Raw genomic sequence first — 19630 nt, 5'->3', positions numbered from 1 at the left:
TTTAAATAAACCTGCTACTAAAGAAGCCGCTGCATTTTATTCTCGTAAAACAGCCTATAGCGCTTTACAAAAGGCAACTTATGAAATTTGAAGAATACGACATTGCCCCCGAAATAATCAGAAGCCTGACTGAATCTAATTTTATACGGCCCACCGATATTCAATATAAATCTATTACGCCCATTTTAAAAGGCGAAGATGTGCTGGCCATTGCCCAAACCGGTACCGGCAAAACCGCCGCTTTTGCCATACCGGTATTAGATATTTTGCACGAACAAAAGAAAAATGCCCGCCGCGCCGATGGCATTAAATGTTTGGTAATGGTGCCCACCCGCGAATTAGCCATTCAGATTACCGAAGTTTTTGATCAGATTGGGAAATACACCAAAATTAAAACTTTTGGCTTATACGGCGGCGTGGAGCAGGCGCCGCAAATTGCCCGTTTAGAGTCCGGGTTCGATATTTTGGTGGCTACGCCAGGCCGCATGTTCGATTTAATTAGCCAGGGATATTTAAAATTGCACCGCGCAGATATATTAATTTTAGATGAAGCCGACCACATGCTGGATTTGGGTTTCATAAAAGATATTCAGGATGTAATTAAACGCTTGCCCCGCCACCGGCAAACCTTGTTTTTCTCGGCTACCATTAACGAAAAAATAAAAAAACTGGCTTATTCGCTGGTGCACAATGCCATCCGGATTCAGGTTTCGCCCAAAGACCCAGTAGCTAAAAACATAGACCACGCGGTTGCTTTTGTGGAAATGGATGATAAACGTTTCTTCCTGGAGCGCATGGTTAAAGAAAACCCCGAAAGTAAAATATTGGTTTTTGTGCGCACCAAAGTACGGGCCGAACGGGTAATGAAAGCCATGGAACGCGCCGGCATAACCGCCCAAACCATACACGGCGACAAAGAACAGCAAGACCGGCTGGCGGTAATGCAAAAATTTAAAAGCGGCGAAGTAAAAGTATTAATTGCTACCGACGTAAGTGCCCGCGGCATTGATATAGCCAACGTAGACTTTGTTATAAACTACGATTTGCCCGAACAAGCCGAAAACTATGTGCACCGCGTAGGCCGTACCGGTCGGGGCACACAAAAAGGCCACGCTATTTCGTTTTGCAGCACCGAAGAAAAGCCTGTTCTGGCCGAAATAGAAAGCTTTTTGGACAAGCCTATAAAAGTGATGGCAATTAACAAAGCCGATTACCAGGAAACCCTGGATTTTGCTCAGGACCAGAATTACGATTTAAAGGCTTTATTGCGCGAAGTAGACGAATTTGAGCAAAAAAAGAAAGGCAAAAAGAAATAACCTCTAACCCGGTCTGGTAAAAATATTCCTTCGGGTTGAATATTTATTTCCGGAACTACCTTTATTTGCAGAAAACTTTAAAAGCAAAAATGATAAACGTAAACGAATATTTTGACGGCCAGGTAAAATCTTTGGGTTATGCTACCGCCGAAGGCAAATCAACAGTAGGAGTTATTGCACCGGGCACTTACGAGTTTGGCACCTCTATGCACGAAATAATGCACGTTCTGGAAGGTGAGCTAAAAGTATTATTACCCATCACCGATAACTGGGAAACTTTTGGCGGCGGCAGCAAATTTGAAGTACCGGCTAATGCTTCTTTTAAAGTAGAGGCCGCTGCTCCTACCGCTTACCTTTGCCAGTACCGATAATACTAGCCTTAATAAATAATATTCCAAATTCATTCGGCTCTTTGGCCCGCAAAAAAACCTTTCAGAAACCTTTAATACTTGGGCTTCTGAAAGGTTTTTTAACTTAAATACAGCAACAATATTTTTCTCGAAAACGCCAGGTTTAATTCTTTGAACCTCATTAAAAAAAGTAAGCTTTTTTAACTACTGTTATATGGCTGTTAATGCCTTGTTCAGGAATTACGTGGGCAGGCCTTTTTTGCTTAATCAGGGCTTCGGGCAAACCAACTGAGCGGTCATACAGCAACAACCGGACACCTCCTGTTTGGGCCATTGTTAACTGTAATTCTACGCCTTTTTCCTCGGGCAAGCCTAATAACAGTGTAGTTAACAATACGCCTTCCTTCACAATCTTTTTAGGGTTCGGAATCTTAACGCCGTTTATAGTTGCTTCCTGTAAGGCTTCTTCGGTTTGGCTAATTATATCTATTTGCAGTTGGGTGGCCTCTCTCTCCGACCGTAGGTGTATTTTTAACTTCCGCTGTCCCTGGTAAATGGTATCGGCTATTACTTCGGCTACCGGCGGCGTTAAAGGCAATCGTTTAGCCTGGCTTTTAAGCAAAATAGTAGCTGCTGCCGGAAAATATTCAGCTAGCAAACCTACTTTGGCATTACCGAAGAATTGTTTATTCCATTCATCGGGTTTGGTATAACCAGATGCCCAAAAAGCTTTGTTCTGATCTACATCCAGGTAATAACTCACATCCGAATGGAGCGGCTGCGCAGGCGAAGGTTTTTCGAGGTAAACAGCGGCAGCAGTTAAATAGCCGCCTCCTGTTAGTAATATTACGGAAACTAGAGGTACCGAGCGCCAGCGCAGGTTTGCATCTATTTGGTAAATTAAAGGAATAGCTAAACCCCAAAACAACAGCAGCACCAGCATAGGTACCACCGCCAATTGTAATGCAAAAACTACTGCTGTAAGGCTAGCCAAGGGCACCAATAAAGATATTGCCGGCAGAAAACCTGCTACCAAAATCAGGATAAACCACCAGTTAAACGCATCCGGAACACCCCAAAGTATTACACCTAAGCCAGCCAGTGTGCAAAACAACAACGGAAATAAAAGAATAAATACTGCCGCCGGAATAGTTAAATAAATTGCTACAATCAGCCCATATATAATTAAATATACCCCGCCAGCCAATCCCCAGGCCGAAGTAAAACGGTAGGCTAATCTGGTTAACAACAGAAACAAACCTAAAGCCACCAACACATAAGCCAGGAAAAATAAATCTGCGTTATATACCCCGTTAATAAAGCGGTGAAATGGCATTAGTTTTACTACGCCCTGGTTTAAAAGCACTAATAATCCGGCTACCAGGGTAAATATCAGGAGGTAAAAAATAAGGCCTTTCAGGAGTTGCCATAAGGTAAAAGCTTTACTTTTAAAACCGGCTACTAAAAATAAAAACAACGAAATGCCGGTAATCACAACCCATATTGGAGTATGGCTGGCCGGGTAGTGCACCAACCAACTACCAATAGGGTTAAAAAATACTTTATCGGGCGCCTTGGTAGTATTAAGCGATAAGTTGCCAAGATGGCGAACCAAGGCCAAGGTATTGCTGCCGTGGTGCTGCAAGCTGTTTTGGTTCAGGTTTGCCGGCGTATCGGTTAGTTTATGGTAATGCACATAGCCATCTACAAAGGCCGAGTTAAAACCGCTGTAACCCGCTTGCCGGAAAACCGAAAAATCGGTATCATTGGGCAGAATTCGGTATATTTCGTACATTAAAGAACTGGCTAAAGGATAAGGCGCGGCTCGGGCAAATTGTTCTATTATCCAACCGTTTTCCGGGCTTATCTCAAAAGTTAAACTGGGACCGCTGTTTCCGCGCCCTTCCAGGTTAATTACCAAGCCTATTTTTTGCGCTAAGGAATGCTGTAAAAAGGCCCTCGCTCCAAACAAGCCAAATTCTTCGCCGTCGGTTAATAAAAAAATAACATCATTCTGCAATGGCGGCCCGCTGCGGAGCGCGCGGGCAACTTCTAACAAAGCGGCTACGCCAGCCCCATCGTCGCCGGCACCAAAGGTATTGGGCTGCGAATCGTAGTGAGCCATTAGCAAGATGGCTTTACCAGTGCCGGTTCCTTTGAACACGCCAATTACATTTTGCACATAAGCCATTGCCGAACGCCGGAGGGCCTGGTTGCTGACTACGGTGGCCTGTACTTCTGTTTGCAGGCCCAGTTCTTTTAGTTCGGTTAATAAATATTCCCGCACTTGCCGGTGGGCCGCCGTGCCCATAGAATGCGGCTGTTGTGCAATTTTGTTAACGTGTTGCATGGCTCTGCCGGCGGCAAATTCTGTTTCGGGTGCGTTGGTCAGCAAAGCTCGCGGTGGCCTTAGTAAATAAATACTCAGCAGGCTTAAAGCCACCAAAATAAAAAACAGCAGCAGCGCAGACAGGTACCGGCGGTTTGGCATGGCAAGAGAATAAGGTTTAAAGCAAACCCATCATTTTTAGCGGGTAACCAGGTAAATAAAAGCAAACTAATCAGGAAGTAATACGGGCAAACACGTAGAAGGCTAATTAAATTAAAAGAAAAGCCTCATGAATATAGCTCAAAATACAGTATTAATTACCGGTGGTGCCTCGGGTATTGGCTGGGCCTTTGCCGAACGTTTTCTGAAGGCCGGCAACAAAGTAATAATTTGTGGCCGTCGCGCCGATAAATTGGAAGCCATAAAAAATCAATATCCGCAGGTGCATACGCGGGTAGCCGATGTGGGCCAGGAAAAAGACCGCTTGGAACTATACGATTGGGTAAAAGCTAACTTTCCGGAAGTAAATGTGCTACTGAATAATGCCGGTATTCAGCGGCGGGTACTGCTTACGCAAAACGATGAACCCTGGAGCAGCCATCAGTCTGAAATTGCCATTAACCTGGAAGCCCCCATTCACCTGGCGCTGCTTTTTATTCCGCTATTGCAACAACGAACCCAAGCCTATATTATTAATGTAACCTCCGGTTTGGCTTTTGTGCCAATGGCGAAAGCCGCCGTGTACAGTGCTACCAAGGCGGCGTTGCATTCGTTTACGTTATCGTTGCGGTACCAGTTAAACCAAACTCCCATTAAGGTGATTGAGGTTGCCCCACCCGCCGTAAACACCGATTTAGGCGGACCCGGCCTGCATACCTTTGGCGTACCATTAGCTGAATTTGCCGATGCTGTAATGGAACGCCTGGCCAGCGGCGAAGAAGAAATTGGTTACGGCACTTCCGAATTTTCGCGAAAAGCCTCGCGGGCTGAATTACAAGAAGTATTTAAAAGAATGAACCTTTAATTAACCCATGTGGTCGTGAAGTTATTTTGTACTGAAGCAAAAAAGAACGCCCCAAAACCATGCGTAGGTTTCGGGGCGTTTTGTATTACTAATCAGAACAGAATATTATTTACCTAATAATTTAAAGCCTAAACTTAAAATAAATTGCTGGTTATCTATATCGAAGCTGGTATTTTGGGTATTGTTGGTGTAGTCGCGCTTCACGTTTTCGTAGCGTAAGTCAGCGGTAAAGTTGCCAATATCAAACCCAACGCCGGCTTGCCAGCCCCAGTCCGATTTATTTAAATAATCTTCCAGTTTCTGATCCTGAAATTTACCGCTCACCAGCATCGACGCAACCGGCCCTGCCTGCACCCGCGCCACTTTAAAGAAATTATATCCAATTAATAAAGGCACATCCAAGCGGTTGAAAGTAAATTTTTCGGTTTGCACGTTGGTACCGTTGTCAGTATCGGTTACTTTAACTTTGCCGCCTGTAGAAGTAAAATAAGCTTCGGGTTGCAATATAATACCCGCCGCCTTTACGCGCAAAAAAGCACCGGCATGGTAGCCCGTAATATCGTCGGCGGCCTTAAACTCCGATACCGAACTTCTTATATTTTTAATATCGACCTGCGAAGAACTTGCCCCGGCTTTTAAACCCAAAGCAACTTGCGCTTGTGCCACCATCCCGGTGGTAAACGTAAATAGCGCTAGTAAAATAATTTTTTTCATGGTTGTGGAATGTTGCGTTTTTTTATTTTGGAAAAAGGCTCCTATGTTGAAATAAAGTTTAGCAAATACTAAACCAAAAATTTTCAACCAGCCTTGTTCGGCTATTACCCTGCGCTTTCTTACAAGTTAACCAGTTCATTTTCAAATATTTTAAAAAACATAAACGCCTTAAAATATTAAATATTTCACCAGACAAACGCCATATTTTTAAATTAAACCGTAACCCAAAAGCTAATTTTTGCTGCCTTACATAAAACGGTAACGCTTATTTTTTATATTGCCCTTTCATTCTAAATTTTTTGAATTTACTTTTTATTGCATGAGCCAAAACCTTTACATTCCGAAGCAATACCAACCGCTGCTTAATCTTGCCCGTACCGAGAAAGCCATAAAACTGACTAAAGACTTTTTTGAGCGGCAATTATCGGCGGAGTTACGCTTGCGGCGGGTTACCGCGCCATTATTTGTATTAAAAGGAACCGGCATTAACGATGACCTGAACGGAATAGAAAGACCGGTAAGCTTCCCGATAAAATACATGCAGGAAACTCACGCCGAAATTGTGCACTCGTTGGCAAAGTGGAAACGCCTGATGCTGGCAAAACTCCAGATAAAGCCGGGTTTTGGGTTGTATACTGATATGAACGCCATCCGGCCGGACGAAGATTTAGATAATATTCATTCGCTGTACGTGGACCAGTGGGATTGGGAACGGGTAATGCAACCGGAAGAACGCAACCTGGATTTTCTGAAAAAAATTGTAGAGCGGCTATACGGCGTAATGAAAAGAACGGAATATTTGCTCTCGGAAGAATACCCGGAACTGGAACCGCAACTCCCTGAAAATATTACCTTTATTCATACCGAAGATTTACTCCGGCAATATCCGGATTTAACTTCTAAGGAGCGCGAAGATCGCGCTGCTAAAGAATTTGGCGCCATATTTATTATAGGCATTGGCGGAAAATTATCTAACGGCCAAAAGCACGACGGCCGGGCACCTGATTACGATGACTGGACTACCGAATCGGAACCGGGTTACCACGGTTTAAACGGCGATATTGTAGTTTGGAATTCGTTACTAGATCGTTCTTTCGAACTTTCATCAATGGGAATTCGGGTAAACCAGGAAGCGTTGTTGCGGCAGTTGGCATTGGCTGGTTGCGAAGAGCGCGCTAACCTGCAATGGCACCAGATGCTCCTGAACGGCCAATTGCCCCAAACTATTGGCGGCGGCATTGGTCAATCAAGGTTGTGCATGTATTTTTTAAGAAAAGCCCATATCGGCGAAGTACAATCAAGTCTCTGGCCCGACGACCTGGTAGAAAAGTGCCAGGAACATAATATTATTTTATTGTAACCATCACTTACGCTGTTGCAGAATATTTTGGCAAATAATATTTTGAATATTAGGCGTTAAAAACAAAGAAGGCTCTTTCGTAAGAGCCTTCTTTATTTAAATACGGGTATTAATATTTTACACTTCATAGCCCGTTAATCTTCTTTGCATTGTCTTAGTAATTGTTCCTCGGCCAGGTAATTACGGACTTCTTTCGAGAATAAGCGCATTTTAACTTTGCTGTTTATAGGCACCCGTACACTTTTATTACCAGGTAAGTTAAATATTATTTCCAGGCTTCCGTCCGCCGGATTAAAATCGGCTACCAGTTGCCGCAGCTTTTTAATTTCTTCTACTTCGGTTAATAGAGGTGTTAATTTTTCTAAATTGTTCATATTATTTAAAGTTGTTCTGAGCTTAATACGCAGGAACAAAAAAAGTAACCGTAATTAAATGTTAAATTTTCATTAACAACCTTATTGTATTATAATATTTACACAATATTCCGTTAATAATAGAAAAACAATTAAATACACAATAGTTTTATTATTATATTTTCAATTCAATATTCTAAGGTAATTATTGTTAAGGCATAACGTTTAGACTGGCTTTTTTATCAGAAGTTTGCGGGTATAATCCGTAATTATAAATCAATTATTTTAATTGTAGCCGATCCGGTTGGTTATTAATCTTCATTTGCAATAGCTAAACCTGTTAAAAGAAATTTAATTACTTGGCAGTTAGAAATTTTATCTCCTAAATTTCATGATAGATTTACATAATTTAGGTTAATTAATTTTTTGTGCACCCGACCTCTCGTTGTAAATGGATTGAACTGTTATATACACAAGCGGGTTATCTAAGTATAATTAACTAACTATTACGTATTTATTGGTAATAATTATTTAGTTTTGGAAAGCGAGCTGCTTACAGGATTTTTTTTCCTGAACCATCCCGCTCTCTTTCTTCAGTATATTTATTTCTGTTTATATGCAAACCACCAAACGTGTAAAATTTACTAATCCGAATAAAAGTAGTTTTTACCCTACCCTGAAAAAAAGAGTAGATCAGTATTTTGCTGATCAGCAAATTTCGAGGCATGCCAACGGCAGCATGGTTTTAAAAACCATTGTTTTGCTGCTTACTTATGCTTTGCCATTTGTGTTGCTTTTAATGTTTCAGCCGGGTTGGGGTATAAGTTTGCTGCTTTGGTTTATTATGGGCTTAGGCATAGCCGGTATTGGCATGAGCATTATGCACGATGCCAACCACGGCGCTTATTCCGAAAACAAAACGGTAAATTACCTGGTGGGGCACAGCCTTAATTTAGTAGGCGGTTCGGTGTTTAACTGGAAATTGCAACACAATATTCTGCACCATACTTACACTAATATTGCGCACCTCGACGAAGATATTCAAGACCGGTTGGTGCTGCGGTTTTCGCCGCATACATTGGTAAAAAAATACCACCAATTACAATATATTTACGCTTTCTTCTTTTACGGCTTGCTTACTTTATATTGGGTGCTGGCCAAAGATGCCATTCAATTTATTCAGTTTACCAAAAAAGGTGTAAATCCGCAGACTAAAAAAGAAAACATTATAACGGTACTTAAAATAGCAGCAAGTAAAATCTTTTACTTTTTGGTAATATTTGGCGTGCCTATTTATTTCTTTAATATTCCTTTTGTTCAGGTTTTGGTTGGTTTCTTGCTGATGCACTTTACCGCCGGCATTATTTTAACGGTGGTATTTCAGTTGGCCCACACCGTAGAAGGCACTAGCCACCCGCTGCCCAACAGCGAAGGCAACATTGAAAACGACTGGGCGATACACCAAATAAATACCACGGTTAATTTTTCGCCGGATAATAAATTTATTGGCTGGTACGTAGGCGGCCTGAACTACCAGATAGAACACCATTTATTTCCGCGGATTTGCCATGTACATTACCCCAATATTTCCAGCATTGTAAAAGAAACGGCGGCGGAGTTTAATATTCCGTACATGGTTAACCCTACTTTCGGGCAAGCCCTTAAATCGCATTTAGCTACCTTGCACCGGTTTGGCCGCCTCCCCGATTGGAACACAGCCATCGGATAAAAGCTTAAGTGTAACAATCCGGATAATATATTAAATACATAAAAAAGAAAGCCCGACTAATTAAGTTGGGCTTTCTTTTTTATGCTATACTTTAACAACAGCAGTTACTCTTCGGGCAACCGAACCTAATTTAATTTTGATGCGGTTGCTCTTCTTTTTCTTCTTCAAATAAAATCCGTACCGATGGGGTGTAATCATCTTCGTATTGTCCGGATTTAACTGCCCACAAAAAAGAGCTTAAAAATATGACCGCAACGGTAAGGCTTATGGCAATTAATAAATAAATAATGGTCATACGGGTAAAGCATTAATGGTTGAATATTTTGTTTTGTTTGCTCGGGTTAAACCCATGCGCCAGGCTACAATGCGCACGCCAATTACGGCGGCCAGTACCACACTAATAGAACTAATTGGCATGAGGATAGCCGAAATTACCGGGGAGAATTTGCCCATTACAGCCAAGGTTAAACCAATAATGTTGTAAATAAAAGATACGCCGAAGCTAAATAAAATTACCCGCAAACTGTTTTGCGTAAACCGCAGAAAATCTGCTAACCGGCTAAAACTACCAGAATCCAGAATGGCATCGCAGCCCGGCGAAAAACCATTTACGGTATCGGTTACCGAAATACCAGCGTCGCTCATTTTTAAAGCACCGGCATCGTTCAGCCCATCGCCTACCATAATTACCCGCCGACCTTCTTTTTTCAGGTTTTCGATGTAAGCCAGTTTATCGGAAGGTGATTGGTTGAACAATAAATCGGAATCTTCGCCGAAAAGCAGTTGTAAGTTGCTTTTCTCTGCATCGTTGTCGCCGGATAATACGGCCAGCATTTTGGTTTTGCGTAGTTCCCGGATTAATGCTGCTAAACCTTCGCGGTAATGGTTGCCAAAAACAAAGTAGCCCGGTTGTTCTTCCCCAATTTGCACATAAACACTGGTTTCGCGGTTCGTCCGATTTGCCTGCTGGTATTTATTGCCCGCAAAAGATACAGAGCCAACCCGTACAAGTATTTCATTTACCTCCCCTTCTACGCCTTTGCCTGCCAGTTCTTTAAAGTTTGCTACCGGTTTAACCGCCCCCATTAACGATTCGTAAACCCGCTGACTTAATGGATGCGTTGAGTGCTGCAATACCGATTTTACTAATTCCTGTTGGTAAGCAGTTAAGGACTCGCCGTGGTAGGTTACATCGGTTTGGTTGCTGACGGTTAAAGTGCCGGTTTTATCAAAAACAATGGTATCGGCTTTGGCCAGATTTTCGGCTACCTCACCGTTTTTTAGGTAAAATTTGTGCTTGCCAAAAATGCGCAGCACGTTAGATAGCGTAAACGGCGTAGACAACGACAAAGCACAAGGGCAAGCAATAACCAACACCGAGGTAAAAGCTTTTATGGCCATATCGTGGTCGCGGGGCACCCAATAAATTAATGCACCCAAAGCAATAAGTAAGGTAACCGAGATAAAATATTTACCTACGTTGTGCGCATAAGTCCCAAAGCTGGCGTAACTACTTTCTTTCCGGAAAATATCGTTGTTCCAGAGCTGGGTTAAATAACTCTGCGAAACATCTTTTATCACTTCCAGCTGAATGCTTTCGCCGGTTTGCCGCCCGCCCGCGTAAATTATTTCTCCGACTACTTTGGGCACCGGCACCGATTCGCCGGAAACGAAGCTATAATCGATAAAAGCTTGGCCGCTTAACAAAATGGCATCGGCGGGCACCAGTTCCTGGTTGCGGATGCGGATGCGTTTACCCGGCACCAGTTCTTTGACCGATATTATTTTTTCTACACCTTTCTCCAGCGTGGTAACCGAAATTGGGAAATAAGATTTATAATCCCGGTCAAACTCCAAAGCATCGTAAGTACGCTGCTGCACGTATTTGCCAATCAGCATAAAAAATACCAGGCCGGTAAACGAATCGAGGAAGCCCGGGCCATTAGCTGTAAAAATATCGTACAAACTAACCAGGAACAACGAAAGCAAACCTAAGCTAATGGGCACATCGAGGTTAATGTGTTTTTGTTTTAAACCTTGTAAGGCCGATTTAAAAAATACCGGCGCACCGTACAGTAAAACCGGCAGACTGACTAAAATATTCAGGTACCCGAAAAAAGAACCAAGTTCGCGGTTCACTTCATCGGTAAGTGAAAAATAATCCGGGAAACTCAGCAACATAATATTGCCAAAGCAAAAGCCGGTAAGGCCCAACCGGATAAATATGGAATAATCTTTCTTCTTTTTCTTTCCCGATAAATTATCGAGGTTAAGGGTGGGCGCATAGCCAATTTTGTGCAGTAAAGTTACAATAGCACTTAATTTGGTTCTGGCCGGGTTGTACGAGATGCTAATTTCTTTCCGCAGAAAATTAACCCTGGACTGAATAATGCCCGCATCGAGCTTAAATAAATTTTCGAGGAGCCAAATGCAGGAACTGCAGTGCATGCCCGGTATCTGGAAAAGGACTTTATGCAGCGAATTGTCTTTAAAACTTAGCAACTGCCCCAGCACCACCTCTTCGTCGAGGTAAGAAAATTTATTTAAATCTACTGCTTCATCGGTTACGGTTACGCCCGGTTTCTCGCCGGCTTCGAGGTTATAATAGGTACACAGGTTATTGGCGTACAACAATTCGTATACCGATTTACAGCCGGTACAGCAAAATGCTTTTTCCTCGGCATATATTGGAGTGGTGGTACATTCATCGCCGCAATGGTAGCAATGCTCTTTTATTTGGGTTGAAGCCGTAACTTGCATGGGTTTTCTCCTTAAGCAAATGCAATATTACAAACCCTTAGCCCGGCGGTAGATGAGGTAAATCAACGCAACCAATGACTTTGCTCATGTGGCAGAAAGCCGTTAAACCGGAAATTTGTTTTGGTAAGATTTTGTTTAATAGCTCCGGATTAGCATGAATTAGCAATATTCAGCATAAGATTAAATATCGCAGCAGGTTTTTGCTGGCGACATCCGGTATAAAAATAGAAAACAGGTTACATGGAAAACAGAATAGAAATTAAAGGACGGCCCGAAATAGAGTTGTTGGTTGATAAGTTTTACGACCGGGTAAACAACGATCCCATGCTCAGCCCAATATTTAACGATCAGGCACAGGTAAATTGGCCCAAGCATTTGCCCAATATGTACGATTTCTGGGAGACCTTACTTTTTGGTAAAGCCGTTTACAAAGGTTTTCCGTTCCCGAAACACACTACTTTAAATTTGCGCGCCGAGCATTTTGCGCAATGGCTGCACTTGTTTAATAAAACTGTAGACGCAGATTTTACTGGTGTTTTAGCCGACGAAGCTAAAAGCAAAGCTTTAAATATTGCCACCGTTTTCCAGGTAAGATTAGGTTTAATGCCCGCGGCTATTGGCGTAGCCGCTAAATAAAAAAGCTCCCGGTTTCCGGTAATTAACCAGAAACCGGGAGCTTACAGATTTAACATTCGTATTATAATAATATCAATTGGTTAATGCGCTTAAGCTATTGCGGTCCTCCTGAGCTTTTCAAAGGATCTAATAATTATTTAATGCTGTTATAGATCCTTCGAAAAGCTCAGGATGACTACAATAATGTACACTTAAGTGCAGTGCTGGTTTCGCTTAATAAATATTATTTTGGCATTATTTACCAGGTGTAAAATCGAAAGTATAGATAAAGGCGGCACCTATAGTTACCTGCGATTTTTTGGTCAGGTTGCCATTGGTATCTTCAAAATATTTATCTTTTGCGGTATCAATTCTAAGTTCTGGTTTCAGGTTAAAATGTCCGTCGGCTAATTTAATATCGCCGGTTAAAGTAAATTCATTGCCTTTAAAAGGGCCAAAGTAACGCACGCCGCTTGGGTCTTCAAAACGCTCGGCCCGGAAGCCCAGTCCAAATTTATCAGAAGCTGCAAAGTTCAGGTAAACAGCTCCGCCTTTCCAGGTAGCATCTTCTGAATACGGGTCGGTATCGTCTACTATTTTTGCCCCGGTAGAATAAGCCCCATAAGCAGCATTTACACCAAATTTAACTTTATCGGAAGCCTGGAAAGAAGTAGTTAAATCCCATAAATTAGTACGGGAACCTTTAATAGAGCCAAAGTATGATTTGCCATCGTGCTCATCGCCACCAATATAGTTGGCGTAAATATGAAAACCTTCTACCGGCGCCAGGTGCACCTGGGCAGTAACTGATTTTTGTTTATTTAAATCCATGAGCATATCCCAGCCATTCACCACGCCCACCATCAGGCCCAGTTTATCGTTTACAGCATAATCAAATTTAGCCCCGGTGTGGTAAAAAGGGCCGTTGCCAAACAAATAAGATAAACTATAGTTAAAATTTAGCGGCGCATCTATCAGCTCGTAACCAATGTGGGTTCCGTATTGCCCAATCGTAAAAGCTAATTTATCGGTAATGTTGTAGCTTAAATAAGCTTGTTTAATAGCAAACGAAGAAGAAGTAATATTATCCTGGTTGGTATTTAAACTGCGGTAGTTACCAAAGTTTCCCAAATCGGCATTAGGACCGTACGTTAAATCGGCAACTACTTTTGATTTACCGTAAGTATACGTAAACATGGTTTGTACTAAACCTAAAGAAAAAGTATTGGTTGGCAAATCAAAAATGCGGCCCCGGTTTAAGCCCGATTGCGGGTTATTAAAGTTATTAAAATAATAAGCATCTACGTAGCCATTTATAGATAAGGCGCCGGTTGCCGGAGTTGCTTCGGGAGTAGTAGTTACAGCAACCGAGTCGGTATGCTGGGCAGCAACTTGAAAGCTCGTAAAAGCTATTAGCAGAGATAACAGTAAAGGTTTCTTTTTCATAAGGGTTTTATATATAAGTTTAAATTTTACATCTGAATAGTCTGTCGGCAGAATACAACTGCTTTCAACTGAATCTTAATCTTAAAACAAAGCACCTTATTTTTTATGTACTTTGTTCTGTTTTTCTACACAAATGTAAAATATACCTTCATATTTTAAGCATATTGTTAAAAAAAATAGTTTTTTATCATAATTTGACCTTTAATTTAATGGTTAATTAATTTATTTAATCTAAAACAATCCTTTTAATACATTTTTTTTAACTAACGGGAATGAACAAGATTATTAAATCTAAAATCTCATTCATTTTTAAAGCTACTTTTGAATATTATATACAAATAGTCAGAATACACCTATCTAAATGTGGTGTATAAAATAAAATCCAAACAATATTTATCAAAAGGCTATTAAAAAATTACAGGAAAAGATGTAAGACTTGTTTTTAGTGAAAAAGGAGAAGTATTTAGAAGGACTAAAGTGTTTTAATAAATAATGTTTAACTAACTAATATTTAATAGTTGCAGCTAGCCCGAAATCGTAAGCACATTTGTGAGTACCGTAAATATTATTAAATTAAATGCTGGTTAAATATTGAATTCATTTCATCTTTCTGCATTTTTACATAATTTCGCTCCGACGAGTATACTGATTATATCTTAACCCTAACCATATTATATGTCTGACACCGCTGAACTAATCATTGAAGGCAAGTCAATCCAATTGCCTGTTATAGTAGGTACTGAAAACGAAAAAGCCATAGATATATCATCCTTGCGTGCTAAAACTGGTTTTGTAACCCTTGATTCAGGATATAAAAATACTGGTGCTACTACCAGTGCTATTACTTTTTTGGATGGAGAAGAAGGTATTTTGCATTACCGGGGTTACCCCATTGAGCAACTGGCAGAAAATTCTTCTTTTATTGAAGTAGCTTACCTGCTTATCTACGGCGAACTTCCTTCCCAAGCCCAACTCGATGGTTTCAGCAGTCAACTTAGCCAACACAGCCGTTTACCCCAAGGTTTAGAGAATATTCTGGCAGGTTTTCCGGCTAATGCGCACCCAATGGGCATTTTATCGGCTTTGGTTAGCTCGCTCACGGCCTTCTATCCCGAATCGGTAGAGCCTAACCAGACGAAAGAACAGATTGCCTTAAATATTACCCGGCTTATTGCCCAAATTTCTACTATTGCGGCCTGGGTTTATAAACACGGTAGAGGCGAGCAGCTTATTCAGCCTAAAGCAAACCTGGATTATTGTTCCAACTTCCTGCACATGATGTTTTCTACACCAGAGCAGGATTACGAAATTAACCCGGTGGTAGTAGATGCTTTGAATAAATTATTAATTCTGCACGCCGACCACGAACAAAATTGCTCAACCTCTACGGTGCGCTTAGTAGGTTCTTCGCAAGCCAGTTTATATTCTTCTATTTCGGCGGGCATCAATGCTTTGTGGGGACCATTGCACGGCGGCGCTAACCAGGAAGTAATTGAAATGCTGGAAGCCATTAAACAAGATGGCGGCAACTCCGAGAAATGGTTAGAAAAAGCCAAAGATAAAAATGATCCTTTCCGGTTAATGGGTTTTGGTCACCGGGTTTACAAAAACTTTGATCCGCGGGCCAAAATTATTAAAGCAGCCTGCGATAATATTTTAAATAATTTGGGTGTAAACGACCCTACCCTGAATATTGCTAAAGAACTGGAGCAAGCCGCCTTACAAGATTCCTACTTTGTAGATCGCAAGCTTTACCCTAATGTTGACTTTTATTCCGGCATTATTTACAAAGCCATTGGTTTGCCCAACGAAATGTTTACCGTAATGTTTGCTATAGGCCGGATGCCGGGCTGGATAGCCCAATGGAAAGAATTGCGGGAGAACAAAGAACCAATCGGTCGGCCACGCCAAATTTATACCGGCCAATCTGTTCGGGATTATACCCCTATTAACAACCGTAATTAGAACTTAATATTTAGATGGTATTATAAAAAAGAGAAGCCGGCTAATGCCGGCTTTTCAGTTATTAACCAACTAAATTGTTACTATGAAAAATCTTTTTAAGCCATAAAGGTTATAATTAACCTAATCCTGAATTATAATTCTTGCCGGCTACGCCGTTATTCCAAACACCAACTAATATTTTTTACCGGTGATTTACGCGCCTCTTCCAACACTACCGGTAAACAACCTTTGCTCACAAATACACTAAGAAAGCTCCCCCAATTTTAACCATCCGGTTAATTCCGGATGGCTAACTAAAAATTAACTTTAAAAGGTGTTTATCAGGGTATCAGGGCTTTTATTTGATTCAAAGATATAAGCTAAAAACCCACAGGTGTAAAATTTTCGGTGAACCTGCTTAAACAACAGGTAAACCTTAACAAAAGGCCGATAAATAAACTAAAAGTCATTAAATGGTTACTCGTATTAACCCTTTTAAACTTGTTCGGCTTTGGATCTAAAATATTAATCCTACCATTCAATGCTATTTTCAAGCTTACTTAAATTAATTAAAAATATAATTTTTTAAAGTAAGTTACAGCTATACTATTGCTATCTAATTAATATCCAATACCACTAATCATTACGATGCGTTTAATAGGCAAATATTTAGTGAACCTAAAAATTTACAACTATGAAAAATTTCCAAATCTATATAGCAAGTGTATTTGCATTTATCTTATTAAGCAGTAATCCGTCTCAGGCTCAAAGCAGCAGCCAACCCGAACCGGAAAAGAAAGGCTGGAGTAAAAAAGCGAAAGGTGCGGTAATTGGCGGGGCAACCGGAGCAGCCGCCGGCCGGGTAATTGCTGGTAAAAGAGGCGGTACCCGCGGCGCTATTGTTGGTGGAGCAGCAGGTGCAGTAGCTGGCGGTGCTATTGGCCGCAAGAAAGACCGTAAAAAAGACCCGCAACGTTACGAACAGTACGCTGATAAAAATAAAAAGCAGGATAAATAAGCAAGATGCTTAAATAATGCATTAACTAAAAAGACCGCCCAAAAGCGGTCTTTTTAGTTAATGCATTATTTAAATTTATAAGCAAAGCCTATATAATTTTTAACTCAATACGGCGGTTAAGTTGGCGGTTTTCTTCGGAATCGTTTTTAGTAACCGGCTTCGACTCGCCGTAACCTGCCGCTACAATGCGGTCGCGCGCAATGCCATGCTGGTTTAAGTACTCCAACACCGATTGCGCCCGCTTTTTAGATAAAGTTACATTGGCCGCTTGTTCCCCTACATCATCGGTATGGCCGGATATTTCGATTTTAACCTGTTTGTTCAGGCTCAAAAACTGAATAAGCTTGTTTAACTCAGTCTTCGATTTTGACTCAAGGTTGAATTTACCCGTCGGGAAAAACAAATTATTCAGCACAATAGCGGCGCCACTGGTTATGGGCTCCAGGTACACATCTAAAGTTACCGGATTAAAGTCTTTCCTGGTTAAATAATCAAAACTTAAGCTTTTTAACAAATATTTAGGGGCAGAAACATATAAAGCATATTGTTTCCCTTCGGTTAGTACCGTGGTATAATCACCCGAAACCGCATCGCTTTTAACTTGCTGTACCAGCTTATCAGCGCTTACATCGTACAACTGCACGGTCGCGCCCAATGGTTTCTTAGTTTTTGCATCAAATACCCGGCCTTGGGCAAATGTACTTTCTTCCCTGCTCTTCCAGGCGGCCGGTACTTCAAACTGGTACAACTCTATGGTGTTAGGCCCTTGCTGGTTGGTTTGCTGCCGCGAATAATACCCGGTTTTGTTATCGGTGGTAATAAAAATAGAATTTTCGTTTTCGTAGGTATTAAGCGGATACCCTAAGTTCTCGGGCTGCAGCCATTTGCCGGTAGCATCGGTGGTTACTTTAAAAATATCGGTTCCGCCCAAACCCACTTGCCCATCACTGGCAAAGTACAAAGTAGAACCACTGGAATGAATAAAAGGCGAATTTTCGTTACCCGTTGTATTTACGTTTGGCCCCAAATTTTCCGGCTTCGACCACGTATCGTCTTCCTGCAAAGTAGTTACCCAAATATCTTCGCGGCCCTGCCCACCGGCTCTAATAGAAGAAAAATACATGGTGCGCCCATCGGCAGAAAGGCACGGTTGCGAATCCCAGCCCTTACCATTTACCGTTTCGCCTAAATTAACGGGCTTCGACCATTTTTCGCCGGTTCGGTAAGAAATATACAAATCGCAGTTACCAAAAGAATCGGGCCGGTCGCAAGAGGCAAACACCAAGGTTTTGCCATCGCCCGAAATACTGCCGGTGCCCTCGTTGTAGCGCGTATTTATATTAGGTGAGATCGAAACCGGTTCGGTCCAGCCTTCTTCTCTCCGGGCCGATACAAATAAATTTTCGTCGTTTTCGGGTTTGTTGCCCATGCGGGCGGTAAATAAAATATGCTGCTGGTTAGCTGTTAGCGCTGGAAAATATTGTAAAGCAAAGGTATTAAAAGGTGCGGTTAACCGTTGTGGGGCAAAACTGACGGGGTTGCGCATAGCGGTTTCGGCGAAGGCAATATTTTTGAGTTGCGCCTGCGCGTAGTTAGCCGCTTTGGTACTTTTTGCTGAAGCCTGTAAAAATTTCTCGAAATTAGTTTTGGCTAAACCATACTGCCCCAGCGACAAACTTAAGTCAGCAAATGCATAATATTCCTGCATCAGGGCTGGTGTAAACGCAATTAGTCTTAAACCTGATTTGTAATTCTCGTAAGATTGTTTTCTGTCGCCCAGCACTTTATACATGCCGGCCAATTTTAAATAAGCCTCGCCAAAAGCCGTATCTTTTTTCTTGGCATCGTTCAGCGTTTCTATTGCTTTCGGAAAATTGCGGGCGCGCACATATTCATCGGCTTTGTTATACAACTCAGCCGCTTTCTTAGAGGAAGTGGAAAGCTGCTTTTGCTGACCGAAGGCCAAGCCGGAAAATAACAAGAAAAAAAATAAGAGAATGCCGCTCTTCCCCATGCTTAAGGAATATTCATGTACTTGTGGGTTTGCAGGGAAATTTGCCATTTCGGATGCTCCTTCACGTAATCTATAATCAGGGGAAGCGTTTCGGTGTGCCGGCTCCATTCGGGCTGTAAGTAAAGCCGGGTAGCCGGACTTACTTGGCTTGCGTAATCTTCCGCCCATTTAAAATCACTTTTATTAAAAACAATTATTTTAAGTTCCTGGGCTTGTGGTAATATTTCGCCCACTGGCTGTTTAAATTTTTTCGGCGACAAGCAAACCCAATCAATATTTCCGGACAACGGATATGCTCCCGATGTTTCGATATTTATCTGGAAGCCGGCTGCCTTTAATTTAGCCGTTAACGGAGTCAGGTTATAAATCAGCGGTTCGCCGCCGGTAATTACTACCAACCGTCCCGGATACGCCAAAGCACCGGCTACAATTTCGTCTAAAGGCGTTAACGGATGCAGTTCCGCATCCCACGATTCTTTTACATCGCACCAATGGCAACCCACATCGCAACCGGCCAACCTAATAAAATAAGCTGCGTGGCCGGAATAATAACCTTCGCCTTGTACGGTATAAAAAGCCTCCATCACCGGCAGAATGCTGCCATCCCGTGGTACAGAATAAACGGAAGCTGTATTTATTTCTTTTGTAGTTTCCAATT

General features: G+C 41.8%; 16 protein-coding genes. 8 read left to right on the top strand and 8 right to left on the bottom strand.

Translation table 11 applies throughout. From position 1 onward, the window contains the following. Positions 1–80 precede the first annotated feature (80 nt). Both F0145_RS16560 and ppnP read left to right on the top strand, forming a co-directional pair. The gene (locus tag F0145_RS16560; protein WP_150089935.1) at positions 81–1316 is read left to right on the top strand and encodes a DEAD/DEAH box helicase; all 1236 of its coding nucleotides are present in this window, start codon (positions 81–83) and stop codon (positions 1314–1316) included. A gap of 89 nt (positions 1317–1405) precedes the next feature. Beyond that, a complete protein-coding gene (gene ppnP / locus F0145_RS16555) occupies positions 1406–1687 on the top strand; it encodes a pyrimidine/purine nucleoside phosphorylase (RefSeq protein ID WP_150089933.1) in 282 nt (93 codons plus the stop codon). Positions 1688–1847: 160 nt separating this feature from the next. Here the strand turns inward: ppnP and F0145_RS16550 are convergent, their stop codons facing one another. Next, positions 1848–4157 carry a M20/M25/M40 family metallo-hydrolase gene (locus F0145_RS16550; RefSeq protein WP_150089931.1) on the bottom strand — a complete coding sequence of 770 codons (2310 nt, stop codon included), beginning with the start codon at positions 4155–4157 and terminating at the stop codon, positions 1848–1850. A 127-nt stretch (positions 4158–4284) separates the two neighbouring features. Here F0145_RS16550 and F0145_RS16545 point away from each other — a divergent pair, with 127 nt between their 5' ends. Beyond that, a complete protein-coding gene (locus tag F0145_RS16545; protein WP_150089929.1) occupies positions 4285–5019 on the top strand; it encodes an SDR family oxidoreductase in 735 nt (244 codons plus the stop codon). A gap of 105 nt (positions 5020–5124) precedes the next feature. Here F0145_RS16545 and F0145_RS16540 read toward each other — a convergent pair whose 3' ends face one another. Then, positions 5125–5733: a porin family protein gene (locus tag F0145_RS16540; protein WP_150089927.1), complete on the bottom strand. Its 609-nt coding sequence runs from the start codon at positions 5731–5733 to the stop codon at positions 5125–5127. A gap of 319 nt (positions 5734–6052) precedes the next feature. On the opposite strand from F0145_RS16540, the gene asnA reads away from it, so the two are divergent. Then, positions 6053–7093, top strand: coding sequence for an aspartate--ammonia ligase (gene asnA / locus F0145_RS16535; RefSeq protein ID WP_150089925.1), 1041 nt, complete (start codon positions 6053–6055; stop codon positions 7091–7093). 134 nt (positions 7094–7227) lie between these two features. Here asnA and F0145_RS16530 read toward each other — a convergent pair whose 3' ends face one another. Then, complete coding sequence (locus F0145_RS16530; protein WP_150089923.1) at positions 7228–7467, bottom strand: hypothetical protein; 240 nt, start codon at positions 7465–7467, stop codon at positions 7228–7230. Positions 7468–8062: 595 nt separating this feature from the next. On the opposite strand from F0145_RS16530, the gene F0145_RS16525 reads away from it, so the two are divergent. Further along, complete coding sequence (locus tag F0145_RS16525) at positions 8063–9175, top strand: fatty acid desaturase family protein (protein WP_150089921.1); 1113 nt, start codon at positions 8063–8065, stop codon at positions 9173–9175. Positions 9176–9305: 130 nt separating this feature from the next. Here F0145_RS16525 and ccoS read toward each other — a convergent pair whose 3' ends face one another. Continuing rightward, a complete protein-coding gene (gene ccoS / locus F0145_RS16520; RefSeq protein ID WP_150089919.1) occupies positions 9306–9470 on the bottom strand; it encodes a cbb3-type cytochrome oxidase assembly protein CcoS in 165 nt (54 codons plus the stop codon). Beyond that, positions 9467–11935, bottom strand: coding sequence for a heavy metal translocating P-type ATPase (locus F0145_RS16515; protein ID WP_150089917.1), 2469 nt, complete (start codon positions 11933–11935; stop codon positions 9467–9469). Before F0145_RS16515 ends, ccoS begins: the two co-directional genes overlap by 4 nt. Positions 11936–12175: 240 nt before the next feature. Between F0145_RS16515 and F0145_RS16510 the strand changes: the two genes are divergently transcribed. Then, a complete protein-coding gene (locus tag F0145_RS16510; RefSeq protein WP_150089915.1) occupies positions 12176–12571 on the top strand; it encodes a group III truncated hemoglobin in 396 nt (131 codons plus the stop codon). 234 nt (positions 12572–12805) lie between these two features. On the opposite strand, the gene F0145_RS16505 is transcribed toward F0145_RS16510, so the two are convergent. After that, a complete protein-coding gene (locus F0145_RS16505; protein WP_150089913.1) occupies positions 12806–13996 on the bottom strand; it encodes a porin in 1191 nt (396 codons plus the stop codon). 675 nt (positions 13997–14671) lie between these two features. On the opposite strand from F0145_RS16505, the gene F0145_RS16500 reads away from it, so the two are divergent. Together F0145_RS16500 and F0145_RS16495 are read left to right on the top strand one after the other, a co-directional pair. Further along, complete coding sequence (locus tag F0145_RS16500) at positions 14672–15961, top strand: citrate synthase (RefSeq protein ID WP_150089911.1); 1290 nt, start codon at positions 14672–14674, stop codon at positions 15959–15961. Positions 15962–16634: 673 nt separating this feature from the next. Continuing rightward, on the top strand, positions 16635–16958 hold the full coding sequence (locus F0145_RS16495) for a glycine zipper domain-containing protein (RefSeq protein ID WP_150089909.1): 324 nt from the start codon (positions 16635–16637) through the stop codon (positions 16956–16958). 88 nt (positions 16959–17046) lie between these two features. Here F0145_RS16495 and F0145_RS16490 read toward each other — a convergent pair whose 3' ends face one another. Together F0145_RS16490 and F0145_RS16485 are read right to left on the bottom strand one after the other, a co-directional pair. After that, entirely contained in the window at positions 17047–19020 is a 1974-nt protein-coding gene (locus tag F0145_RS16490; RefSeq protein WP_223816118.1) for an OmpA family protein, read from the bottom strand. Further along, positions 18975–19628 carry a 7-carboxy-7-deazaguanine synthase QueE gene (locus tag F0145_RS16485; protein ID WP_150089907.1) on the bottom strand — a complete coding sequence of 218 codons (654 nt, stop codon included), beginning with the start codon at positions 19626–19628 and terminating at the stop codon, positions 18975–18977. Before F0145_RS16485 ends, F0145_RS16490 begins: the two co-directional genes overlap by 46 nt. Between the last annotated feature and the right edge of the window lie 2 nt (positions 19629–19630).

It is taken from the genome of Adhaeribacter rhizoryzae (assembly GCF_008629685.1).
Classification (GTDB): domain Bacteria; phylum Bacteroidota; class Bacteroidia; order Cytophagales; family Hymenobacteraceae; genus Adhaeribacter; species Adhaeribacter rhizoryzae.
This window is presented reverse-complemented; position numbering and strand designations above follow the sequence as displayed.